The following is a 16,484-nucleotide window of genomic DNA, read 5'->3' on the forward strand; positions in this document are numbered from 1 at the left end:
ATCCGCAAGGCGAAACGATTCTTCTGCGGCAGATGGGCCGCCTCGGCCGTCCGCGAAGCTCTGGAGCGTCGCCGCCGGTGGCGCCGCAGCCGTCACCGTGGCCGGGGTGATCGTCAGCCTCGCGACCGGCGCCCCCTCCGCACCCGCCGTCTCCGCCACGGCAACCGCCCGACCTACCATGCACGCGAGCGGGGAGCGCGTTCAGACGGTGAGCGGCGTCCCCGTGGGCTACCCGCACACCCAGGACGGCGCGAAGGCAGCAGCGGCGAACTACACCGTGATCAGCGGAAGTGCCGACTTCTTCACGAACACGGCCGACCGGAACCGGGCCGTGTCGGCCATGGCCGCCCAGGGCACCGCCGACGCGGCGGAGAAGAAGGCCGACCTGTCCGCCGCTCAAGCAGTCAGTGCGCTACAGGGCGACAACCCCACGCTCTCCGCCGAGCAGGCCATCGCCCGTACTGGAGTCCTGTCCGCCCGGGTCCTGGGATACGACGACCAGGGAGCCATGGTCCGGCTGTGGACGACGACGGTCCGCGGCAGCGCGGCCGGGCACGTGACGCCCACCGTTGGGTACCAGTCAGTGACGGTCACCCTGGTCTGGGAGTCCAACGACTGGAAGCTCGTCGACAGTTCGACCACTTCCGGGCTGTTCGCCTCGATCGACGTCCGACAGGCGTCCAACGTCCCTGGCGACTTCGCCAGCTACGTGCCGGCCGCTGCAGAAGATCCCGTCATGACCGGCGCAACCGCGCAGGGCGGTTTCCCCGCGCCGTACGAGCGGAGCGAGCAGGGAGCCCGTGCTGCTGCTGTCAGTGCCGTCATGCTCTACGGCGACCCGCGGTTCTTCACCGACGCCGAGTGGCGGCACCGGATGCTGGCGGCCACCGCCGCACCGAGCGTGCTGGCCTCGGTCACCTCGGACGCGGACTCGACGGCCCGGCTGGTCTCGGACAACCGCGGGGTCGGCACGGACGGCACGACGCCTGACGGCAGCGAACTGATCACGCGGACGGCGGCCCTGGCAACCCGCACCATCTCCTGCTCCGACCAGGCCGCGAGCGTCGAACTGTGGACCGCGTCGGTCGGCGGGGTCGCGGGCAAGGACGAGACCCAGCGCCCGCAGATCGCCTTCCTCCGGATGACCGTGGATCTGGTCTGGGTCGACGGCACGTGGAAGACGACGGCCGTCACGCCGTCGGGGCCGCTCGTTCCGTCACCACCTGCCATGCACGAGGCCGACTCCGCCGACAGCTTCGCGGACGTGGGGGGTGCCAGCGATGCGCCTGCGACTGCGTGACGATGCTCCCGGCCTGCTGAGGCTCGAACGGAGCGCTCCCGGCCGCTGGCGGCGCCGGCTCCAGACGATCGCCGTGGTCAACGTGGTCATCGGGTTCTTCTTCATCCCGGCCGCGAAGGCGGACTCGATCTTCTGCTACATCCCGATGGTGTGCGAGGCGAAGGCGGCCATCGACTTCGTCAAGGACCCACTGGGGTTCTTGCTCCAGAAGCTGACCGAGGCCAACATCTGGTTCCTCCGGCAGATGCTGGACCTGATCCAGAACACGACGAAGATCGACCTCACGTCGGCCGGCTTCTTGCAGCAGTACGCGATCATCTTCGCGGCCAGCAGCCTGCTCACCGTCGCGCTGTGGCTGATCGCCGTCGCCAAGCGGGCGGTCCGCGGGGTCGCGGTGACCACGGCGGTCTCCGAGGCGATCGGTTTCCTGCTCCTCCAGTTCGTCGTCAACGCGATGACGCCCGGCGCACTTGCCCTGCTGATGAAGGCCATTGACGAAGTCACAGCCATCTTCCAGCCCTACGCGACATCGAACTTCAAGCCGTTCCTGGCGAACCTCCTCAAGGTGATGGCGGCCAACCCCACGGACGGCGTGGGGCAGCTGCTGGTGGTCAACCTCATCATGATGCTCGGCGCGCTGCTGATGTGGATCGAGCTGCTGATCCGCGGCGCGGCCATCTACGTGGCCGTCGCGCTCGGCCCCATCGTGAACGCGGGCCTGGTCGACCGCGACCTGTGGGGCAAGAGCAAGAAGTGGTTCGGCGGCATCTTCGCCATCGGCCTGAGTAAGCCGGTGCTCTTCGCGCTGCTCGGCCTCGGCGGAGCCGTCCTCAGCGACACCTCCGGTGGCATGTCCGACGCGGTCTCCAAGACTCTGATCGGGGCACTGATCCTCCTGCTCGCCGTCTTCGCGAGCGCCACGCTCTACAGGTGGGTGCCCGCGTTCGGCGACGAGATGGCCCAGCTCCACCACGACCGGAAGGCTGCCCAGTCCTCGGGGCCGGCCGCCGCGATCGACGGGCCCGGTCAGCACGCCAATCGGGCGATCAACACGCACATGCAGGACGCCTTGGTCGGCGGCGGCTCGAAGGCAGCGGGCGGCAAGGCCGCTGGAGCCAAGATGGGCGGCGGAACGGCAGCAGCCGGACCTGTCGCAGTTGGGGCGGCCGTGGCCAAGGCTGGCCTCGACATGGCGAAGAACAAGGCCGCCAGCTCCCCCGGCGCGCAGGGTGCCGACGCCGCCAACGGCGGACCTGGCTCCGACCAAGGCCAGCCCGAGAGCAGCAGCCACACCGGAGCACCGGGTGCTCCGGCCGCCCGCCCGGAGGGCACCACCTCCGGCCCGGTCGTCGGCTCAACTCCGGACTGGTCCGCAGCCAACGATCACGCTGCCTCCGAGGCTCCGGCCACCGCCCGCCCGCAGGGCACCACCTCCGGCCCGGTCGTCGGCTCAACTCCGGACTGGTCCGCAGCCAACGATCACGCTGCCTCCGGCGCTCCGGACGCTGCCCGTCCGGCTGGAGCAACCTCAGGCCCGGTCGTCAGCCCGGTGCCAGCACCGGCACCGGCCACGCCTGGCGGCAACGCTGCCTCCGGCACTCCGGCCACCGCCCGCCCGCAGGGCACGAGTTCTGCCCCGGTCGTCGGCTCGGCTCCTGCCCAGCCTTCGGCACCGCGGGCCCAGATGGCGCTGAACTGGGAGGAGTTCGCCGGCACCCCGTCTGCTCCGGTCACCGGACGGCCGCTTCCGCCACAGGCTCCGCCCCCGGCAGCGCCCGCCCCGGCATCAGTACTCCCGGCGGCACCGCCGCCCCGCCCGGCAGCGGCGCACTCCTCCCCTTCTCCCTCACCGGGAACCACCCCGAGCCCCGGGCCCTCCGCCTCGCCCACGCCGCAGTCGCGGCCGACTGGCGGACAGGCACCTGGCCGGCCAGACCCCAGCAAGGACCGATGACCCGTGTCGACTCGTACGTATCAGTTCGGAAAGCACCGCCCCACCGGGCTGGTTGGCCGCCGTGACCTCGGCGAACAGGTCGTCCTCGGCGCCGGTGCCGGGACCGGCCTCCTGCTCGGCCTCCTCTTCAACAAGGTGACGGCCGTCGCGGCGACGGGCCTCTTCGTGCCGATCCTGCTCGCCCTGGTCATCGTGTACGCCCCGTACCGGCCTAAGGGCACGTCCCAGCGGCGAACCCTCTACCGCTGGTGGCGGATCAACCGCTACCACCGCAAGGCACTTGGCCGTACCGGGGGCGTCTGGGTGTCCCCGGCCATCGAGGAGGGCGTACGGCGCGACGGCACGCCGCCGGATGCCGCCCTGGCGGAGCCCGAGGGCATCGCGGGCATGACCTGGGTTCCGGTCACGGTCCGCGGGCAGAAGGCCGTCGTCGTCCTCCAACCAGAGGCCGGCTGCGTCACAGCCGCGCTGGAGGTCGCCTCCCCCGGTCTCGGTGGCAAGGACGTACCGGAACAGATCGTCACGCTGGAGCGCTGGGGCGAGCTGCTGGACGCCTTCGGCAACGTCGAGGAGCACCCGGTGAAGAGGGTTCAGGTCCTCGCCCGGCAGATGAAGTCCGACCCGTACGCACACCAGCGGTTCATCTCGCAGCGCGACGAGTCGGCAGCGACGGCCAACGCCCCGCAGTGGCTCAAGGACTCGTACGACGTGCTGGCCAACGCGGTGTCGACCAGCGCCGAGGAGCACCGGTACTACATCACCATCCACGCGAAGTTCACCCGGGACTTGGCCGCCGAGGGCTCGGCCCGAGGATCAGGTGACGACGGTGTCGCCGCTGCGATGGCCGCATACCTCGACGAGCTGTGGTCCCGTGCGGAGGACGCCGACCTCTCGGTGGTCGCGCCTCTGGACGAGGGCCGACTGACGGCCTTCATCCGCAACTCGTACGACCCTGACCACGCCATCTGGGACACCGAAATCCAGCAGGCCCACGCCTTCCCCCGTAACGTCGACGTCCGCCACGGAGCGCACGTGGCCACCCGCGCCGCAGGCTCCACCACCAGCTGGTTCCACGCCACGGCCGCCGTGGTCTCCTGGCCCACCACGCCAGTCGGCCCCGACTTCCTGTCGCCCCTGCTGATCGGGATGCCTGACGTGATCCGAACCATCTCCATCACGCAGCAGCTCGAACCGAACGACAAGGCCGTGGAGCGGATGCTCGCGGAGGACACGAACAACATGGCGGAGATGAACCGGGACCGCCAGCGCGGCAAGAACATCGACCCCCGCGACCAGCTCGCCGCGAGTGCCACCGGCTCGCGCGGCATGGCCCTGGCCTCCTCGGGCGCGGCCGGTGCCGCTGTCGTCGGCTACATCACCATCTCCGCCCGGAGCGCCGAAGAGCTGGAGCGCACCAAGCGGACGACCGCTTCCCGTGCCCGCAACGCTCACCTGCGGATCGAATGGCTCGACCTCGAACACGCCCGTGCCTTCGCCACAACCCTGCCCTTCGCCGGAGGCATCAAGTGACTGACCTGCTCGACCTCTCCCCGCTCTCCCCGATGTACGAGACAGTCCGTCGACCGCTCTACACGGAGACGACCACCAGTCAGGCCCTGTTCCTGCCAGTGGCGCCGCCGACCTTGGGCAGCGCGGGGGCAATCATCGGCCGCGAGCTCTATTCCGGGAAGGCGTTCATCTACTGCCCGTTCAGCGCGTTCGGCGACGGCCTGCCTGGCGGGAACATGATCGTGATGGGCGACACGGGGCGGGGGAAGTCCGCGTTCGCCAAGACCTACGCCGCCCGGCAGATCCGCCTCGGACGGCAAGTGGTCATCCTCGACACGAAGGAGCAGAAGGAGCGCGAGGAAGGCGAGTGGGCCGCTCTCGGCCGCTCGCTGACCGGCAAGTCCCCGGTGAAGTTCAGCCCCGGCGGCGGGCCGGGCGCCTCCTGCATCAACCCGATGGACCCTGCCATCGCGGGCAAGCGGCAGGTCGAGCTGGTCCGGACGATCGTTGAACTCGGCCTCGGCAGGCCACTGGACGAGTTCGCTGGCTCCGCCTTGCGCATCGCGATCCGGCGAGCCCACCAGCGGGCCGGTGACCTGGGTCGAATCCCGGTACTGGCCGACGTCGCCGCAGCGCTCCGGGCGCCGGAGGAATCCGACGCAACGGCCAAGCAGCGGACGCGAGACGAACTCCTCGGTGACGGCCTGGAAGCGTCCTACGTCCTCGACCGGCTCTGTGGGAGCGAGGACGACACGACCGGCGACCTGACCGGGATGCTCGACGGACCCACCAGCCTCGGCGTGGACCTCAACGCCGACATGATCGTCTTCGACCTGACGAAGGTCCCGTCCGGCGGCGTCGCCATGACCATCCTCGTCGCGGTGATCGCCGTGTTCCTCGAAGAGGTCTGGCTGCGACCGCTGTGCGAGTGCGGGGCGGAGCCGAGTCGTCACGAACGCGTGGTGGTCGACGCCGGCTCCGGTGCCTGGGAACTCGGGCCGAACCCCGAGTCGGGATGCCGCCGCTACACCCAGCGCAAGCGCATCCTCATCTGCGAAGAAGCGTGGCACATCCTCGGCGTCCCCCAACTCGCCGCCTTGCTGGAGAAGTTCTTGAAGTTCGCACGCGGCTACGGGCTGAGCTTCGTCGGTCTCGTCCACCACCTGTCCGACATCGACGACAGCCCGGAGACCCAAGCCGCGCTGAAAATGGCGGACACCATCGTGATCTACAGCCAGAAGAAGGCCGAAGCAGAAGCGACAGTGGCCCGACTGGGGTTGCCGTCCTGGACGGCCGACCACATCACTCGTCTGCGTCGCGGCATCGCGCTGTGGGTGGTCGGAGAGGTCATCTACCCCGCTGTCCAGCACCTCCTGGTCGAGGCCGAGCAGCACCTCTGCTTCTCCTCCGGCTCGATGACCGACTTCACCAGCACCGACCCGGACGCCGCGTGAACACCCACCAGCACCTCGCCGCCGTCGACCAGGTCCGCACAGATTCGGAACGCGCCTCCTCCATGACCAGCACCGCCGTCGAGACCACGCTCCTTGCCGACGAACGCGCAGTACGGCAGGAGATCGACCAGTTGCACGCCGACGCGCTCGAACTCGCCCGGCGCACGAAGGCCCTCGCCACCGCTCTCGACCACGGCGACTACTCCGCGGCCGGTGGTCGCGTCCGTACCGCTGTCGCCCACATCTGGCGCGCGGCGGAAGACCTCCACAGTGCATTCCATACCGCTCCGCCGCGCTGTGCCGGACCCGATGCGGCGCTGTCCCGGCTCTGCGGCCGGCGCATGCGCTACCTCACCGCCCGTGCTACCCAGAGGGCCGCGTAGTGAACTTCCTGCCGAACGGAATGTCCCTGGCCCTGTACGCCGTCGTCGCCGTGTGCGCGGTAGCCCTGGCCACCGTCTGGCTGGTGACGAACCGGGCCCGGCGTAACGCCGGGTTCGCCGACAAGGGACAGCTCAAGCGCCAGATGTCGGCAGCAGCAGTCCTCAAGGCCACAGAGATCCGTCCCTCCCTCACCCGCGGTGAGGAAAGCCCGAGTCACACGGCGGCGGTGAGCCTCGCGGAGAAATGTTCTGCCACCTCGTGAGTCGCCCTTCCCCTTCGTTCCGGAGCACTTCATGCGCCACCACCTTGATCCACACGACTTCGGCTACTCGCTGGGGACCTCGCAGCGCCCGAAAGGCATCGAGCTGTGGTCCCGCGCCGACAAGGCATGCAGGGTCATCGGTCCCATGGGCAGCGGGAAGACGACGCGCTTCTTCGCCCCGACCATCCGAAAGTGGGCTGGCCCAGTGCTCGCCACCTCGACCAAGCCGGACCTGGTCGAACTCACCCTTGACGCGCGACGACGCGACGGGCGACCGGTCATGGTCTTCGACCCGCAGAGCATCGCCCCCTCTCTCCCGAGATTCCGGTGGACGCCGATCACGGGCGCCGCCGAGACGGAGGTCGCAATGATGAGGGCCAAGGCGTTCATCGCCGGCTCCCGGACTCCCGGGGTCGCTGCGCAGTCCAGCGAGGGCGCCGCCTTCTACAAGGGCCAGGCCGCCAAGATCTTCGCCGCGTACCTCCACGCCGCAGCTCTCGACGGTGCCAGCCTGGACTGGGTGCTCAAGTGGGCTCGGAAGCTGACCGACCCGGCGCCGATCGGCATCCTCAACGCCCATCCCGGTGCCGGACCCGGGTGGGCGGACATGCTCCGTACCGCCACCTCGGGCGACAGCCGCACCGTCGGCAATACGGCCTCCACCCTCGACGCGGCCCTCGAACCCCTCATGCACCAGTCGGTGATCCGTGCTCTGCAAGGGGAAGGTGAAGTCCCCACCGACTTCACTGAGTTCCTTGACGCAGGGGGCACGATCTACCTGCTCGGCAAGGACTCGGAGGTGAACAGCGTCGCTCCTCTGACCACGGCGATCACGGAGGACTTGCTCGACGTCGCCGAGGTCCACGCCCTCGCGTCCCCGGCCGGGCGCCTCGACCCGGCCCTCCTCGCTGCTCTGGACGAGGCGCCGAACGTTGCGCCGATCCCCAGCCTTCGCCAACGCGTCGCAGACGGCCGGGGCCGAGGTATCACGGTGATCTACGGCCTCCAGGGCTGGGCTTCGGCCCGCGCCCGCTTCGGCGAGGACACGGCGAACGAGCTGGCGAGCTTCACCAACCACGTCGTCGTCTTCGGCGGAGCGAAGGACCCCGCCTTCCTCAAGGACATGTCCGACCTGTGCGGTCAGGTCGAACGGGAGCGCACCACGAAGACCACCAGCGGCGGGGACCGCGGCAGCCACTCGACCGCTACGCACATGGCTCTGGAGCCTGTCCTGCGCGGCGACGAGATCAGGTCGCTGCCCGAGGGCCACGCCCTGGTGCTCGCGGACAACCTCCCGCCGGTGATCACCCGCCTTGACGGGATGTGGACCTGGGACTCGTGGCCGGAGATCGAGGGGCACGTCCGCGAACTGCGTGCCGCGAACGAGGAAGAGCGACTTCGGCAGGCCAAGTCGAGGAAGCAGCAGGCCAAGGATCACGCCGCTGCCTGGGCTGTCCAGGGGGCTGCTGCATGACGAACCCGCTCTCGCTGTTCAAGCCCTTCCCCGAGCCGCCCGCGCTGATCCTGGAGTACATCGCGGAGCGGAGCGCGGAGGAGTCCGTCGTCGACGGCCCCACGCCGTGGGACCTGGGAGCCCTGCCGGCTGAACTGGCCAAGCCGATGCCCGCGTGGCTGAACTCGGTGTGCCGTTGGCTGAACCAGACCTACGCCTGGCAGCCGCAGGACGTGATCCCACCCTGCTGGGAGAAGCACGAGGGTCTGGGGTACGAGATCGCGGCGCTGGCCTTCGCTCGGGGCGACGCCTACGAAGACCCCGGCTCCACCGTCGTCTGGCACGAGCAGTACGACCGGTTCCTGACCCGGATGAACAAGGCCCTGGGCAAAGCAGGGGACGAGTGCCGAGTCGGGCGACACGAAGACCGTCCTTCGCGCTTCCAGCTCGCGGCATGGCTCGAAGAGGCTGCCGGTGATGCCAACCACCCGACACCGACGGCACCATCCGGAGGCACGGCGCGATGATGACCAACCCTGACATTGTCTTCGAGACGGACCCTCATCACGGCCTGATGGCACGAAACGGGTGGGAGAAGGAAGAGGCCCGAACCGTCCTACACGACCTCGGGTGGGAGTGGCAGGAAGAACTGCACGCTCTCGTCCCGCCGGCCGACACTCCGGACCTCGACGCCGGAGTTCAGGCGGTGGAGCAACTACACCTGCACGGCTATCGGACGGGGTACGCGGTCGGGCCCTACGGCGCCATGCGGCTGACCCCGGACCGCGCCGAGCAGGTGTTCACGAAGGCCGCAGCTCGGGAAACCTCCGAACCCCGGGCAGAAACAACGGCCCATGCCATTCCCCGGGAGACGACGAAACGGCGGCATGCGGCATATAGCGAAGCGGCTATCCCAGTTGACGCAGCCCCGCCAGAAACGCTGGCCTCACCGTCGTTCTAGGCGTGGGCAACTCGCGGGGCCCCTCGATCCCCTGCTGAGCCGTCTCCGTTCGAGACGACGCCGACCCCTGCAACGGAGTTGGCGGTTTCTAGGGGTTGTTGCAACACGCGGTCGGCTTGATCAGGCCGCGAGCAGTTTATGCAGGCGCTCGGCTGGGGTTTCCCAGTCGAGCGCTTTGCGTGGGCGACCGTTGAGTTCGGCGGCGGCCGTGATCAGGTGTTCAAAGCTGTGGACGGCCAGGTCGGTTCCCTTGGGGAAGGCGGTGTACGCGACTTGAAGCGGTCCCCCGCCGACCACCGTCAGACGGCCTGGGGCTGCCGCGCGTTCGCACCCTTGACGGCCCATCACCCCTGCGGGAGGGTCGAAGCGCAAATAACTGCAACCGAGTTGGTAGGGGAGACGGTCATGCCGCTAGATTTCGTAGGGATTGACCCGGAAACGGGCGAGGAGGGCTCGCCCACGGTGTGGGTGGACACCGACGCGCACGAGTTCGTGTTCCTGGGCCTGGACGCCGAGGAGGCCCTGGTGGCCAAGCTGGCGGGGACCGAGTGGGTGGCCGGGCACAAGACGGGAATCCCCGCCGGAGAGACTCCGATCCGGCTCCCGTTCCGCATGATCGAGATCATCCGAAAGGCGTGTGATGACGCAGAGCGTGCCGGACTTCAGTGAGCTGCTGAAGAACACCCAGCACTCCGCATCCCACCTGGAGATGCGCGATGCCTACGGGGTCGCCAGCGAGGCGGCATCGTTCGAGGCGTTCCAGAAGGGCGTGTGGACCGAGGCCGAGGAAAAGGCCGGACGGAGCACCTGGCTCGGCCTCATCGCCGACGCCGTCAACCGCGGCGTGGTGCTGCGCCGGGCCCGCATCGTCTCCGAGCCGGTCACCCAGTACATCCGCTTCGAGCACGCCGGTACCCAGATGAACATCGACGCCGGGGAGCAGATCCGTTGGCTCCCCCGCCGCCGCGCCCTGGGTATTCCGCTGCCCGCCGCGGACTTCTGGCTCTTCGACGGCCGGCTCGTGCGCTTCAACATCTTCACGGGTGACGGAGACTGGGCGGACCCGCGCGTCGAGACGCGCGAGGACCTCGCCACGGTGAAGCTCTGCGCCGACGCCTTCGAACAGGTCTGGGAGCGCGCCACACCGCACGACCAGTACACCGTCTAGCCGCCACCGGACAGCTCATGCCCGACTCCCCGTCCACCAGTGCCCAAAACGCGCGTGCCGCACTCGCCGCGCGCCTCGCCCACCTGCGCCAGGACGCCGGGATCGACCAGCATGAGCTGTCCATGCGCTGCGGCTGGCACGACGCCAAGACCTCACGCATCATCAACGCCAAGGTCCAGCCTTCCGACAGCGACATCCGCACGTGGTGCCGGGCCTGCGGAGCCGAGGACCAGGCTGAGGACCTCATCGCCACCGCGCGGGCCGTCGACTCGATGCACATGGAGTGGCGCCGCATCCACCGCGGCGGTCTACGCCGAGTGCAGGAGAAAAGCCTTCGGCAGTACGCGACGACCCGCGTGAACAGGGTGTACGTCTCCAACGTCGTGCCGGGCTTCTTCCAGACCGCCGCCTACGCCACCGCGCTGCTCAAGACCATCACCGCGTTCCAAGGCACCCCGGATGACGTGACCGAAGCCGTTGCCGCCCGCGTTGCCCGCAGCCGCTTCCTCTACGAGGGCAACCACCGCTTCGTCGTGGTGATGGAGGAGGGTGTCCTACGGCACCGGATCGGCACCCCGGAGACGATGCGAGGTCAGCTCCAGCATCTGCTCACCGTGCTGCCGCTGCCCTCCGTCTCCCTCGGAATCATCCCGTTCGGTGCCGAGCGGACCGTGTGGCCGCTTGAGGCGTTCTACATGCACGACGACCAGGAGGCGGGGGTGGAGACACTGACCGCCAAGATCGAGGTCGTGCAGCCGCGTGAACTCCGCGACTACGCACGGGCGTTCGAGCAGTTGGCGAAGATGGCCGTCTACGGGGACACCGCGAAGGCCCTAGTCACCACGGCGGCCGGCTCCTTCTCCTGAATTTCCGCAATAACGCGCAAACGCGTTGAGTAGCGATACCGCTACTCCCTACCGTCGTAGATGTCGCCCCAGCTGATAGGAATCGCCAGGGGCAGACCAGCGGCCCCAGTGCACCACCCCCTTGTGCCCTGGGGCCGCCTCCACCCCCGACGGTGAGGAGCGACATCGTGTCGACGGTCCTTCAACAGCGGCACCCCGGTCGGAGCCTGCACCGGCAACCACGGTCGGCAGACCCGGCGTACTACGTCGACACCGGCGGCGCCGAGGGACCGGTCATCATCGTCTTCGACGACTCCCGTGCCTCCCGGCGCTCCAGCCTTCTCGCGCAGCTGGCCGCCAGCCAGCGCCGTCGTCGTCGCCGGGTGGGCCGGTGACCGTCGACACCACCACCAGCGCCGACTTCGTCCCGCTGGCTCAGCGGCACCGCGGCCTCACCATCCGCTCCTACACCCGGCGCGCCGACGGCAGTATCACCGGCGACACCGGCGTCCTGCCCGTCGACCCCAAGGACGTCGCGGCTACCGCTCTGCACTCGTCGGCCACGTGGCCGGCCTGTATGTGCAGCGAGCATGGCGGGCGCCCCGCAACCACCACCTAGTTCTTCGCCTGGTCACTCAGGCCGCCGGGCGGTGAACCACCGACGCCGGTCGAATGCGTCTCCACGGCGCCCACCACCGACTCCCAGCCGGAGCATGACGAACTCCTTGGCTGGGCAGCACCATCACTGCGCCATCCGCCCATATGGAAGGAGCACCATCATGATCCTGACGGCCAACGGCGGGGAGGAAGGCGGGGGCAACCCCGACCTGGTCCCCGGACAGCCCTGGACGCCGCCCCCGCCCCCTCCCCCGGACGGCGGGCCGCCCCCCGGTGACGGAGGCCACCGCAAGTGACCGACACCCTCTTCGAGGGAACGGACCGCCCCGGCCACGCGCTGGGGCGGTTCCTCCTCGACTCCGGCACGTTGACCTGCGACTGGGCGCCGGCCTTCGCCGCGCTACCCCGTCACCTCTTTCTGCCCGACCTGTTCTGGGCTTACGACATGGCCACAGGCACTAGCGTGGCCGTCAACAAGGCCACCGACCCCGCGAGGTGGTTGGCGGCAGCCGAATCGGACATCCCGATCGTCACCCAGTGGGACGACGGCGACCACCAGGGCGAGCAGCCCGGCAGCGTCTCCACCTCCTCCGCGTCCATGCCGTCCGTCGTGGCCGCGATGCTCGCCGACCTGGACGTGGAACCGGGGATGCGGGTGTACGAGGGGGGCACCGGCACCGGCTGGAACGCCGCACTCCTGGCGCACCGCCTCGGCGACACCAACGTGGTCACGGGCGAGGTAGACGACGCCGTGGCAGCAGCCGCGAAGCACCGTCTCAAGGCGGCCGGGCTGAATCCGGTGGTTCACACCGGCGACGCCTTGACGGGCTGCCCCGACGCGGGCCCGTACGACCGCACCATCGTGACGTTCGGACTGCGGGAGATGCCTTTCCCGCTGATCGCCCAGACCAAGCCGGGCGGCATCATCCTCGCCCCGTGGGGCACCCACTACTCCACCGATGACGCCCTCGTGCGCCTCACCGTCGCGGCCGACGGCATCGCTTCGGGCCCGTTCCTGCGCCCGGTGGCGTTCATGAAGGCGCGCTCCCAGCGCCACGTCTGGGCGGCCCCGCAGGACATGCCGGCTGCCGAGTCGACAACCGACGTCCCCTGGATCGGGCACGGCCAATTCGACCCGTACCCGTTCGTGCTTGGGCTGCGCCTGCCCACCCTCACCCACGCCGTCCAGGTCCACGAGAACGGCCAGACGTTGTGGCTCTACGCGCTCTCCGGATCGTCGTGGGCGTCGGCGACCTTCCGGGACGGCGCGCCGACCGTGGTACGCCAGGCCGGACCGCGGCGGCTGTGGGAGGAGTTCGAGGTGGCGCATCACTGGTGGGTGGAAAACGGCGAACCGGGCCTTGACCGAGTCGGGCTGACGGTAGATTCCGACGGTCAGCTTGCGTGGCTGGACGACCCGGCGAACTGCTGGGCGATCTGATGGAGGCCAAGGTGAACCGGAACGACGGTGAGATCCCGTTGGAAGAGTGGTGGAAGGGTCGCCAGCAGCGCAGACGGCCTGTCGGTCAGCGCAGGGCGATCACCCTCGCCGACGGGCCGCAGCACGGCGCCCACGTCAGCCCGGCCGCCCCAAGGCTCATCCTGGAGTGGGACGGCTTCGCATGGCAGCCGGTCACCGTCGCCGAGAACTACCCAGCGGCTTGCCGGGCGGTCAACCACTCCGAGGCGGCGCGGGCGGTGCCCGTGCCGGGGTATTCGCCGGTGAAGGGTGGTGGTGGTCGCCACCGGCGCCGGTAGGAAATCGCACAGCAACCAGCAGCCCCCGCGCCGGATTTGGTCGAACGGTGCGGGGGGCGACGTCGCGTTCCGTGCGCAGCGGCAGCGCGCGGAACTTAGAGAGCGGCCGTGCCCTCGGTGTGCTCGGGGTCGTAGAGCTCGGCGAACTCCGGCTGGCCGCCCTCCCAGGCGCGGTGCACAGCGGACCACTCCTCCTGGTTGAGGACGATCTTGTCGTCCGCGTGGCCGTCTGTGTTGTCGCCGAGTTCCACGCCGCCGTCCGGAAGCCGCCCGATCGTCAAGTTGAGCGCGACGCCCAGGGTGGTGCCAGCGTCGTAGAACTCGGCGAACGGCGGCTCCTTCGTCTCGAAGGCACGGTGGACAGCCGACCACGCCGCCGGCGTCAGACGAATCCGGTCATTCTCGCGGCCGGGCTTGTCGTCACCGAGTTCCACACAGCCATCCCGGAATCGCTCGATCGTCAAGCATCCGGTGTTTGCGTTGGAGGCGAACGACTTCACCCGGGCCGTGATGCTCTCGGTACCGTCGTGGGCGTAGGGGTCGTGGGAGATCGTCACAGCCAGTCTTTCAGACGTCGATGCAGGAGGTCGTTGGACTCTTCGGGCGAGAGAGCGAGCGCGGACAGGCGGGCCCAGGCTCGCTTGAAGCGGATCTCTTCGCGCTCCGACTCTTGCACAGTCCCGGCGGTAAGTGCCTCGGAGAACACATACGTTGGTGAATCTTCCTCATCGAAGCTGTACCGCTTGACTCGGAAGAATACCCTGCCCGCTGCGCCCGACGTCTTGGGGATGACGTGCAGGACAACATGACCTTGGGCCGTCAGGTCCCTGAGAAGCGTCAGCTGGGGGACCATCACCTCCGGGTCGGTCGAGCGCTCGAACGCCAACTCGTGAACGATCGCGTGCACGTGCAGGGGCGGGTTGTCGAACAACCGCTGCCGCCGACGGCGGTGGACCTCCAGATACAGCTCCGCGTCGTCGGGGCTTGGCTGCTGCCAGTAGTACTGGGCGTTCTCCCGGCGAGCGTTCGGGTGTTGGAGGAGGTAGCCGAAGGAGTCGTCGACGATCTCCTCCAGAAGGGTCGCCTTGGCCTCGACCTCGATTTCACCAATCATCTGGTGGTCGAGGATCTCGCGGAAGGGCGCCCACCAGTGGACCTTGGTCGCGCTCTCCCGCAGGTTCAGCAGGCGCCGTCGGCGCTCCCCCTGGACGTCGTAGAAGTCGAGTAGGCGTTCCAGGGATCGCTCGGGGATGAGCTTGCTGCCGTTCTCCCATTTGCTGATATCGCTGGCGTCGAGCCCGGTCCCCTTGGACACCTCGCGAAGCACGAGTGTGCCGCGGAGGGCTCCCAGTTCAACGCCCAGGGCGCCGGCGGTGATCGGTGAGAAGTGCGGTGGCACTTGGTTCCTCCCTTCTGGCTAACCGTCAGTCTCCAGCGCCAGCGGAAGTGTTGCAAGATCCGAGGGTCGACCCATTGGGTTACCCATTGGGGTTGCGCACACGGTGTGACGGGGTACACACTCGTCATCACCACGCAGCACGGTCATCACCCCACCGTTGGTGATCATGTCGTGCACCTCGGCAGCTGCACCCCCACACGATGGAGGCAGTCGTGCTGGACCTGGAAGACAGACACGCTCACGTATTCGCGTCGAGTCAGTTCCCTGCGGCAGAGCTGTCCGTCCCCAAGGCCCGCCGGTTCGCCAAGAACGCCTACGAGTGCTTCAAGGTGCCGACGGACACCGTCGAACTCGTCGTCAGTGAACTCGTCACCAATGGAGTTCTACACACCCAACGCCCCGTGCGCGTAACCCTGTTCACTCCTTCGAATGGCTTGATCCGCATCGAGGTTGCGGACACCAGCTCCGTCCCCCCCAGGCGGCGGCGGGCGGGCCCCGAAGACGAGAGCGGCCGAGGGATGGAACTCACGGAGGCGCTGTCCGAGTCGTTCGAGGTCGCGCCCATCCCCGGCGGGAAGGTGGTCTGCGTCTCGATCGCGATCGAGGAGGTTATCCCCACATGACCAACGGATTAGTAGCGGTTGGCGTCGTCAACCCGTCTCCGGGCGAGGCCCTGGAGGCAGCGACGCGCTTACTCGATGCCATGGACCAACAGCATCTCAAGCGCTTGATGCTGCGCCTCGGCGAGCGCATCGGCGCGGAGGTAACCATCGACGGCCAGTGCATCGCCCAGGGAATGGCAGCCCTGAAGATCATGCGCAGCGTGACGAAGCCCGGCTGGGGTCGGCATGCCGGGCCGGTCACTGTGATTCCCGGCGAACTCGTGCGAGAGGACCCGGTGAGGTCATGAAGCACTCATCCGCCAGCGGTGGTCAGCACAGCAACAGCGCTGGCGCCACGCCGCCGGACCTCAGCAAGTTGAACGTCACGGCTGTCGGCCCGAACAACGACATGCTCCGGGTGACGCTCGGCGGCCCGCACGTGCTCCCGGTGACGCCATCCTGGCGCGGTGGGGTCGCCTTCGTGCTGACCAACTCGGTCATGGCCCGCAAGCTGGCCGTCTGGATTCTGAAGGAACTGGGCGTCGGTCCCTACGAGCATCAGCTTCAGCTCATCCTCGCGGCGCACCGGCGCGAGTTCGTACTGGGCGAGTTCGAGGCGGCTTGGCCGCCCGAGGTTCCCCAGGAACGGCCGCGGCTCCCCCGCGCCGCACTTGGGGTTTCCCGCGGACCCGCGCCGTACCGGCGCGTCGGCTAGCGGATGATCGCGGGACCGGCCGGTAGTGACATACCCGCTCCGTGGCTGGCCGGTCCCGCACCACAGACTTCCTCCCCACTGGTGGGAGGTGGATTCGAGGAG

22 protein-coding genes and 1 pseudogene are annotated in these 16,484 nt (G+C 68.8%); 20 read left to right on the forward strand and 3 right to left on the reverse strand.

Features of this window, described 5'->3' with window-relative positions:
* Nucleotides 1-208 precede the first annotated feature (208 nt).
* From BG452_RS01565 to BG452_RS01605, 9 genes are read left to right on the forward strand one after another with little or no spacing between them, the layout of a single operon-like run.
* Complete coding sequence (locus tag BG452_RS01565; RefSeq protein WP_317620856.1) at nt 209-1,300, forward strand: hypothetical protein; 1,092 nt, start codon at nt 209-211, stop codon at nt 1,298-1,300.
* Nucleotides 1,281-3,254, forward strand: a complete 1,974-nt coding sequence (locus tag BG452_RS01570) for a hypothetical protein (RefSeq protein ID WP_223241607.1) — start codon at nt 1,281-1,283, stop codon at nt 3,252-3,254. The genes BG452_RS01565 and BG452_RS01570 overlap by 20 nt, the downstream gene beginning before the upstream one ends.
* 3 nt (nt 3,255-3,257) lie before the next feature.
* Complete coding sequence (locus BG452_RS01575; RefSeq protein ID WP_188302286.1) at nt 3,258-4,784, forward strand: SCO6880 family protein; 1,527 nt, start codon at nt 3,258-3,260, stop codon at nt 4,782-4,784.
* Nucleotides 4,781-6,217, forward strand: a complete 1,437-nt coding sequence (locus tag BG452_RS01580) for an ATP/GTP-binding protein (protein ID WP_188302287.1) — start codon at nt 4,781-4,783, stop codon at nt 6,215-6,217. Before BG452_RS01575 ends, BG452_RS01580 begins: the two co-directional genes overlap by 4 nt.
* The gene (locus tag BG452_RS01585) at nt 6,214-6,600 is read left to right on the forward strand and encodes a DUF6238 family protein (protein ID WP_188302288.1); all 387 of its coding nucleotides are present in this window, start codon (nt 6,214-6,216) and stop codon (nt 6,598-6,600) included. Before BG452_RS01580 ends, BG452_RS01585 begins: the two co-directional genes overlap by 4 nt.
* Nucleotides 6,600-6,863 carry a hypothetical protein gene (locus BG452_RS01590; protein ID WP_188302289.1) on the forward strand — a complete coding sequence of 88 codons (264 nt, stop codon included), beginning with the start codon at nt 6,600-6,602 and terminating at the stop codon, nt 6,861-6,863. The genes BG452_RS01585 and BG452_RS01590 overlap by 1 nt, the downstream gene beginning before the upstream one ends.
* A gap of 31 nt (nt 6,864-6,894) precedes the next feature.
* Nucleotides 6,895-8,337 (forward strand): type IV secretory system conjugative DNA transfer family protein, encoded by a 1,443-nt coding sequence (locus tag BG452_RS01595; protein ID WP_188302290.1) that lies wholly within the window; start codon nt 6,895-6,897, stop codon nt 8,335-8,337.
* Nucleotides 8,334-8,843, forward strand: coding sequence for a hypothetical protein (locus BG452_RS01600; protein ID WP_223241608.1), 510 nt, complete (start codon nt 8,334-8,336; stop codon nt 8,841-8,843). The genes BG452_RS01595 and BG452_RS01600 overlap by 4 nt, the downstream gene beginning before the upstream one ends.
* On the forward strand, nt 8,843-9,277 hold the full coding sequence (locus BG452_RS01605) for a hypothetical protein (protein WP_188302291.1): 435 nt from the start codon (nt 8,843-8,845) through the stop codon (nt 9,275-9,277). Before BG452_RS01600 ends, BG452_RS01605 begins: the two co-directional genes overlap by 1 nt.
* A gap of 120 nt (nt 9,278-9,397) precedes the next feature.
* Here BG452_RS01605 and BG452_RS45210 read toward each other — a convergent pair.
* A pseudogene (locus BG452_RS45210) lies at nt 9,398-9,529 on the reverse strand (IS30 family transposase); the annotation flags it as partial.
* Between the two features lie 153 nt (nt 9,530-9,682).
* Between BG452_RS45210 and BG452_RS01610 the strand changes: the two are divergent.
* The 8 genes from BG452_RS01610 to BG452_RS01640 all read left to right on the forward strand — a co-directional run bounded on the left by BG452_RS01610 (nt 9,683) and on the right by BG452_RS01640 (nt 13,666).
* Nucleotides 9,683-9,946, forward strand: coding sequence for a hypothetical protein (locus BG452_RS01610; RefSeq protein ID WP_188302348.1), 264 nt, complete (start codon nt 9,683-9,685; stop codon nt 9,944-9,946).
* Entirely contained in the window at nt 9,918-10,445 is a 528-nt protein-coding gene (locus BG452_RS01615; protein WP_188302292.1) for a DUF6879 family protein, read from the forward strand. Before BG452_RS01610 ends, BG452_RS01615 begins: the two co-directional genes overlap by 29 nt.
* 17 nt (nt 10,446-10,462) lie before the next feature.
* Entirely contained in the window at nt 10,463-11,311 is an 849-nt protein-coding gene (locus BG452_RS01620) for a DUF5753 domain-containing protein (RefSeq protein WP_188302293.1), read from the forward strand.
* Between the two features lie 167 nt (nt 11,312-11,478).
* Nucleotides 11,479-11,685 (forward strand): hypothetical protein, encoded by a 207-nt coding sequence (locus BG452_RS01625; RefSeq protein WP_188302294.1) that lies wholly within the window; start codon nt 11,479-11,481, stop codon nt 11,683-11,685.
* Complete coding sequence (locus BG452_RS01630) at nt 11,682-11,909, forward strand: hypothetical protein (protein WP_188302295.1); 228 nt, start codon at nt 11,682-11,684, stop codon at nt 11,907-11,909. The genes BG452_RS01625 and BG452_RS01630 overlap by 4 nt, the downstream gene beginning before the upstream one ends.
* A 160-nt stretch (nt 11,910-12,069) precedes the next feature.
* A complete protein-coding gene (locus BG452_RS46885) occupies nt 12,070-12,204 on the forward strand; it encodes a hypothetical protein (protein ID WP_262985962.1) in 135 nt (44 codons plus the stop codon).
* On the forward strand, nt 12,201-13,349 hold the full coding sequence (locus tag BG452_RS01635; RefSeq protein WP_317620857.1) for a protein-L-isoaspartate(D-aspartate) O-methyltransferase: 1,149 nt from the start codon (nt 12,201-12,203) through the stop codon (nt 13,347-13,349). The genes BG452_RS46885 and BG452_RS01635 overlap by 4 nt, the downstream gene beginning before the upstream one ends.
* The gene (locus BG452_RS01640; protein ID WP_188302296.1) at nt 13,313-13,666 is read left to right on the forward strand and encodes a DUF6087 family protein; all 354 of its coding nucleotides are present in this window, start codon (nt 13,313-13,315) and stop codon (nt 13,664-13,666) included. Before BG452_RS01635 ends, BG452_RS01640 begins: the two co-directional genes overlap by 37 nt.
* A gap of 95 nt (nt 13,667-13,761) precedes the next feature.
* On the opposite strand, the gene BG452_RS01645 is transcribed toward BG452_RS01640, so the two are convergent.
* Nucleotides 13,762-14,223: a hypothetical protein gene (locus BG452_RS01645; RefSeq protein ID WP_188302297.1), complete on the reverse strand. Its 462-nt coding sequence runs from the start codon at nt 14,221-14,223 to the stop codon at nt 13,762-13,764.
* The gene (locus tag BG452_RS01650; protein ID WP_188302298.1) at nt 14,220-15,065 is read right to left on the reverse strand and encodes a Scr1 family TA system antitoxin-like transcriptional regulator; all 846 of its coding nucleotides are present in this window, start codon (nt 15,063-15,065) and stop codon (nt 14,220-14,222) included. The genes BG452_RS01645 and BG452_RS01650 overlap by 4 nt, the downstream gene beginning before the upstream one ends.
* A 212-nt stretch (nt 15,066-15,277) precedes the next feature.
* Between BG452_RS01650 and BG452_RS01655 the strand changes: the two genes are divergently transcribed.
* Genes BG452_RS01655 through BG452_RS01665 form a run of 3 tightly spaced genes read left to right on the forward strand, consistent with a single transcriptional unit; the run spans nt 15,278 to nt 16,382 of the window.
* Nucleotides 15,278-15,688: an ATP-binding protein gene (locus BG452_RS01655; protein WP_188302299.1), complete on the forward strand. Its 411-nt coding sequence runs from the start codon at nt 15,278-15,280 to the stop codon at nt 15,686-15,688.
* Nucleotides 15,685-15,975, forward strand: coding sequence for a hypothetical protein (locus BG452_RS01660; protein ID WP_188302300.1), 291 nt, complete (start codon nt 15,685-15,687; stop codon nt 15,973-15,975). Before BG452_RS01655 ends, BG452_RS01660 begins: the two co-directional genes overlap by 4 nt.
* Complete coding sequence (locus tag BG452_RS01665) at nt 15,972-16,382, forward strand: hypothetical protein (RefSeq protein ID WP_188302301.1); 411 nt, start codon at nt 15,972-15,974, stop codon at nt 16,380-16,382. The genes BG452_RS01660 and BG452_RS01665 overlap by 4 nt, the downstream gene beginning before the upstream one ends.
* Nucleotides 16,383-16,484 lie beyond the last annotated feature (102 nt).

The organism is Streptomyces sp. CBMA123 (assembly GCF_014596465.1).
In the GTDB taxonomy this organism is placed as follows: domain Bacteria; phylum Actinomycetota; class Actinomycetes; order Streptomycetales; family Streptomycetaceae; genus Kitasatospora.

Coding starts and splice junctions, on each gene's coding strand:
- BG452_RS01570 (WP_223241607.1), top strand. CDS start 1,281: ATGCGCCTGCGACTGCGTGACGATGCTCCCGGCCTGCTGAGGCTCGAA.
- BG452_RS01595 (WP_188302290.1), top strand. CDS start 6,895: ATGCGCCACCACCTTGATCCACACGACTTCGGCTACTCGCTGGGGACC.
- BG452_RS01600 (WP_223241608.1), top strand. CDS start 8,334: ATGACGAACCCGCTCTCGCTGTTCAAGCCCTTCCCCGAGCCGCCCGCG.
- BG452_RS01605 (WP_188302291.1), top strand. CDS start 8,843: ATGACCAACCCTGACATTGTCTTCGAGACGGACCCTCATCACGGCCTG.
- BG452_RS01610 (WP_188302348.1), top strand. CDS start 9,683: ATGCCGCTAGATTTCGTAGGGATTGACCCGGAAACGGGCGAGGAGGGC.
- BG452_RS01615 (WP_188302292.1), top strand. CDS start 9,918: ATGACGCAGAGCGTGCCGGACTTCAGTGAGCTGCTGAAGAACACCCAG.
- BG452_RS01620 (WP_188302293.1), top strand. CDS start 10,463: ATGCCCGACTCCCCGTCCACCAGTGCCCAAAACGCGCGTGCCGCACTC.
- BG452_RS46885 (WP_262985962.1), top strand. CDS start 12,070: ATGATCCTGACGGCCAACGGCGGGGAGGAAGGCGGGGGCAACCCCGAC.
- BG452_RS01660 (WP_188302300.1), top strand. CDS start 15,685: ATGACCAACGGATTAGTAGCGGTTGGCGTCGTCAACCCGTCTCCGGGC.
- BG452_RS01665 (WP_188302301.1), top strand. CDS start 15,972: ATGAAGCACTCATCCGCCAGCGGTGGTCAGCACAGCAACAGCGCTGGC.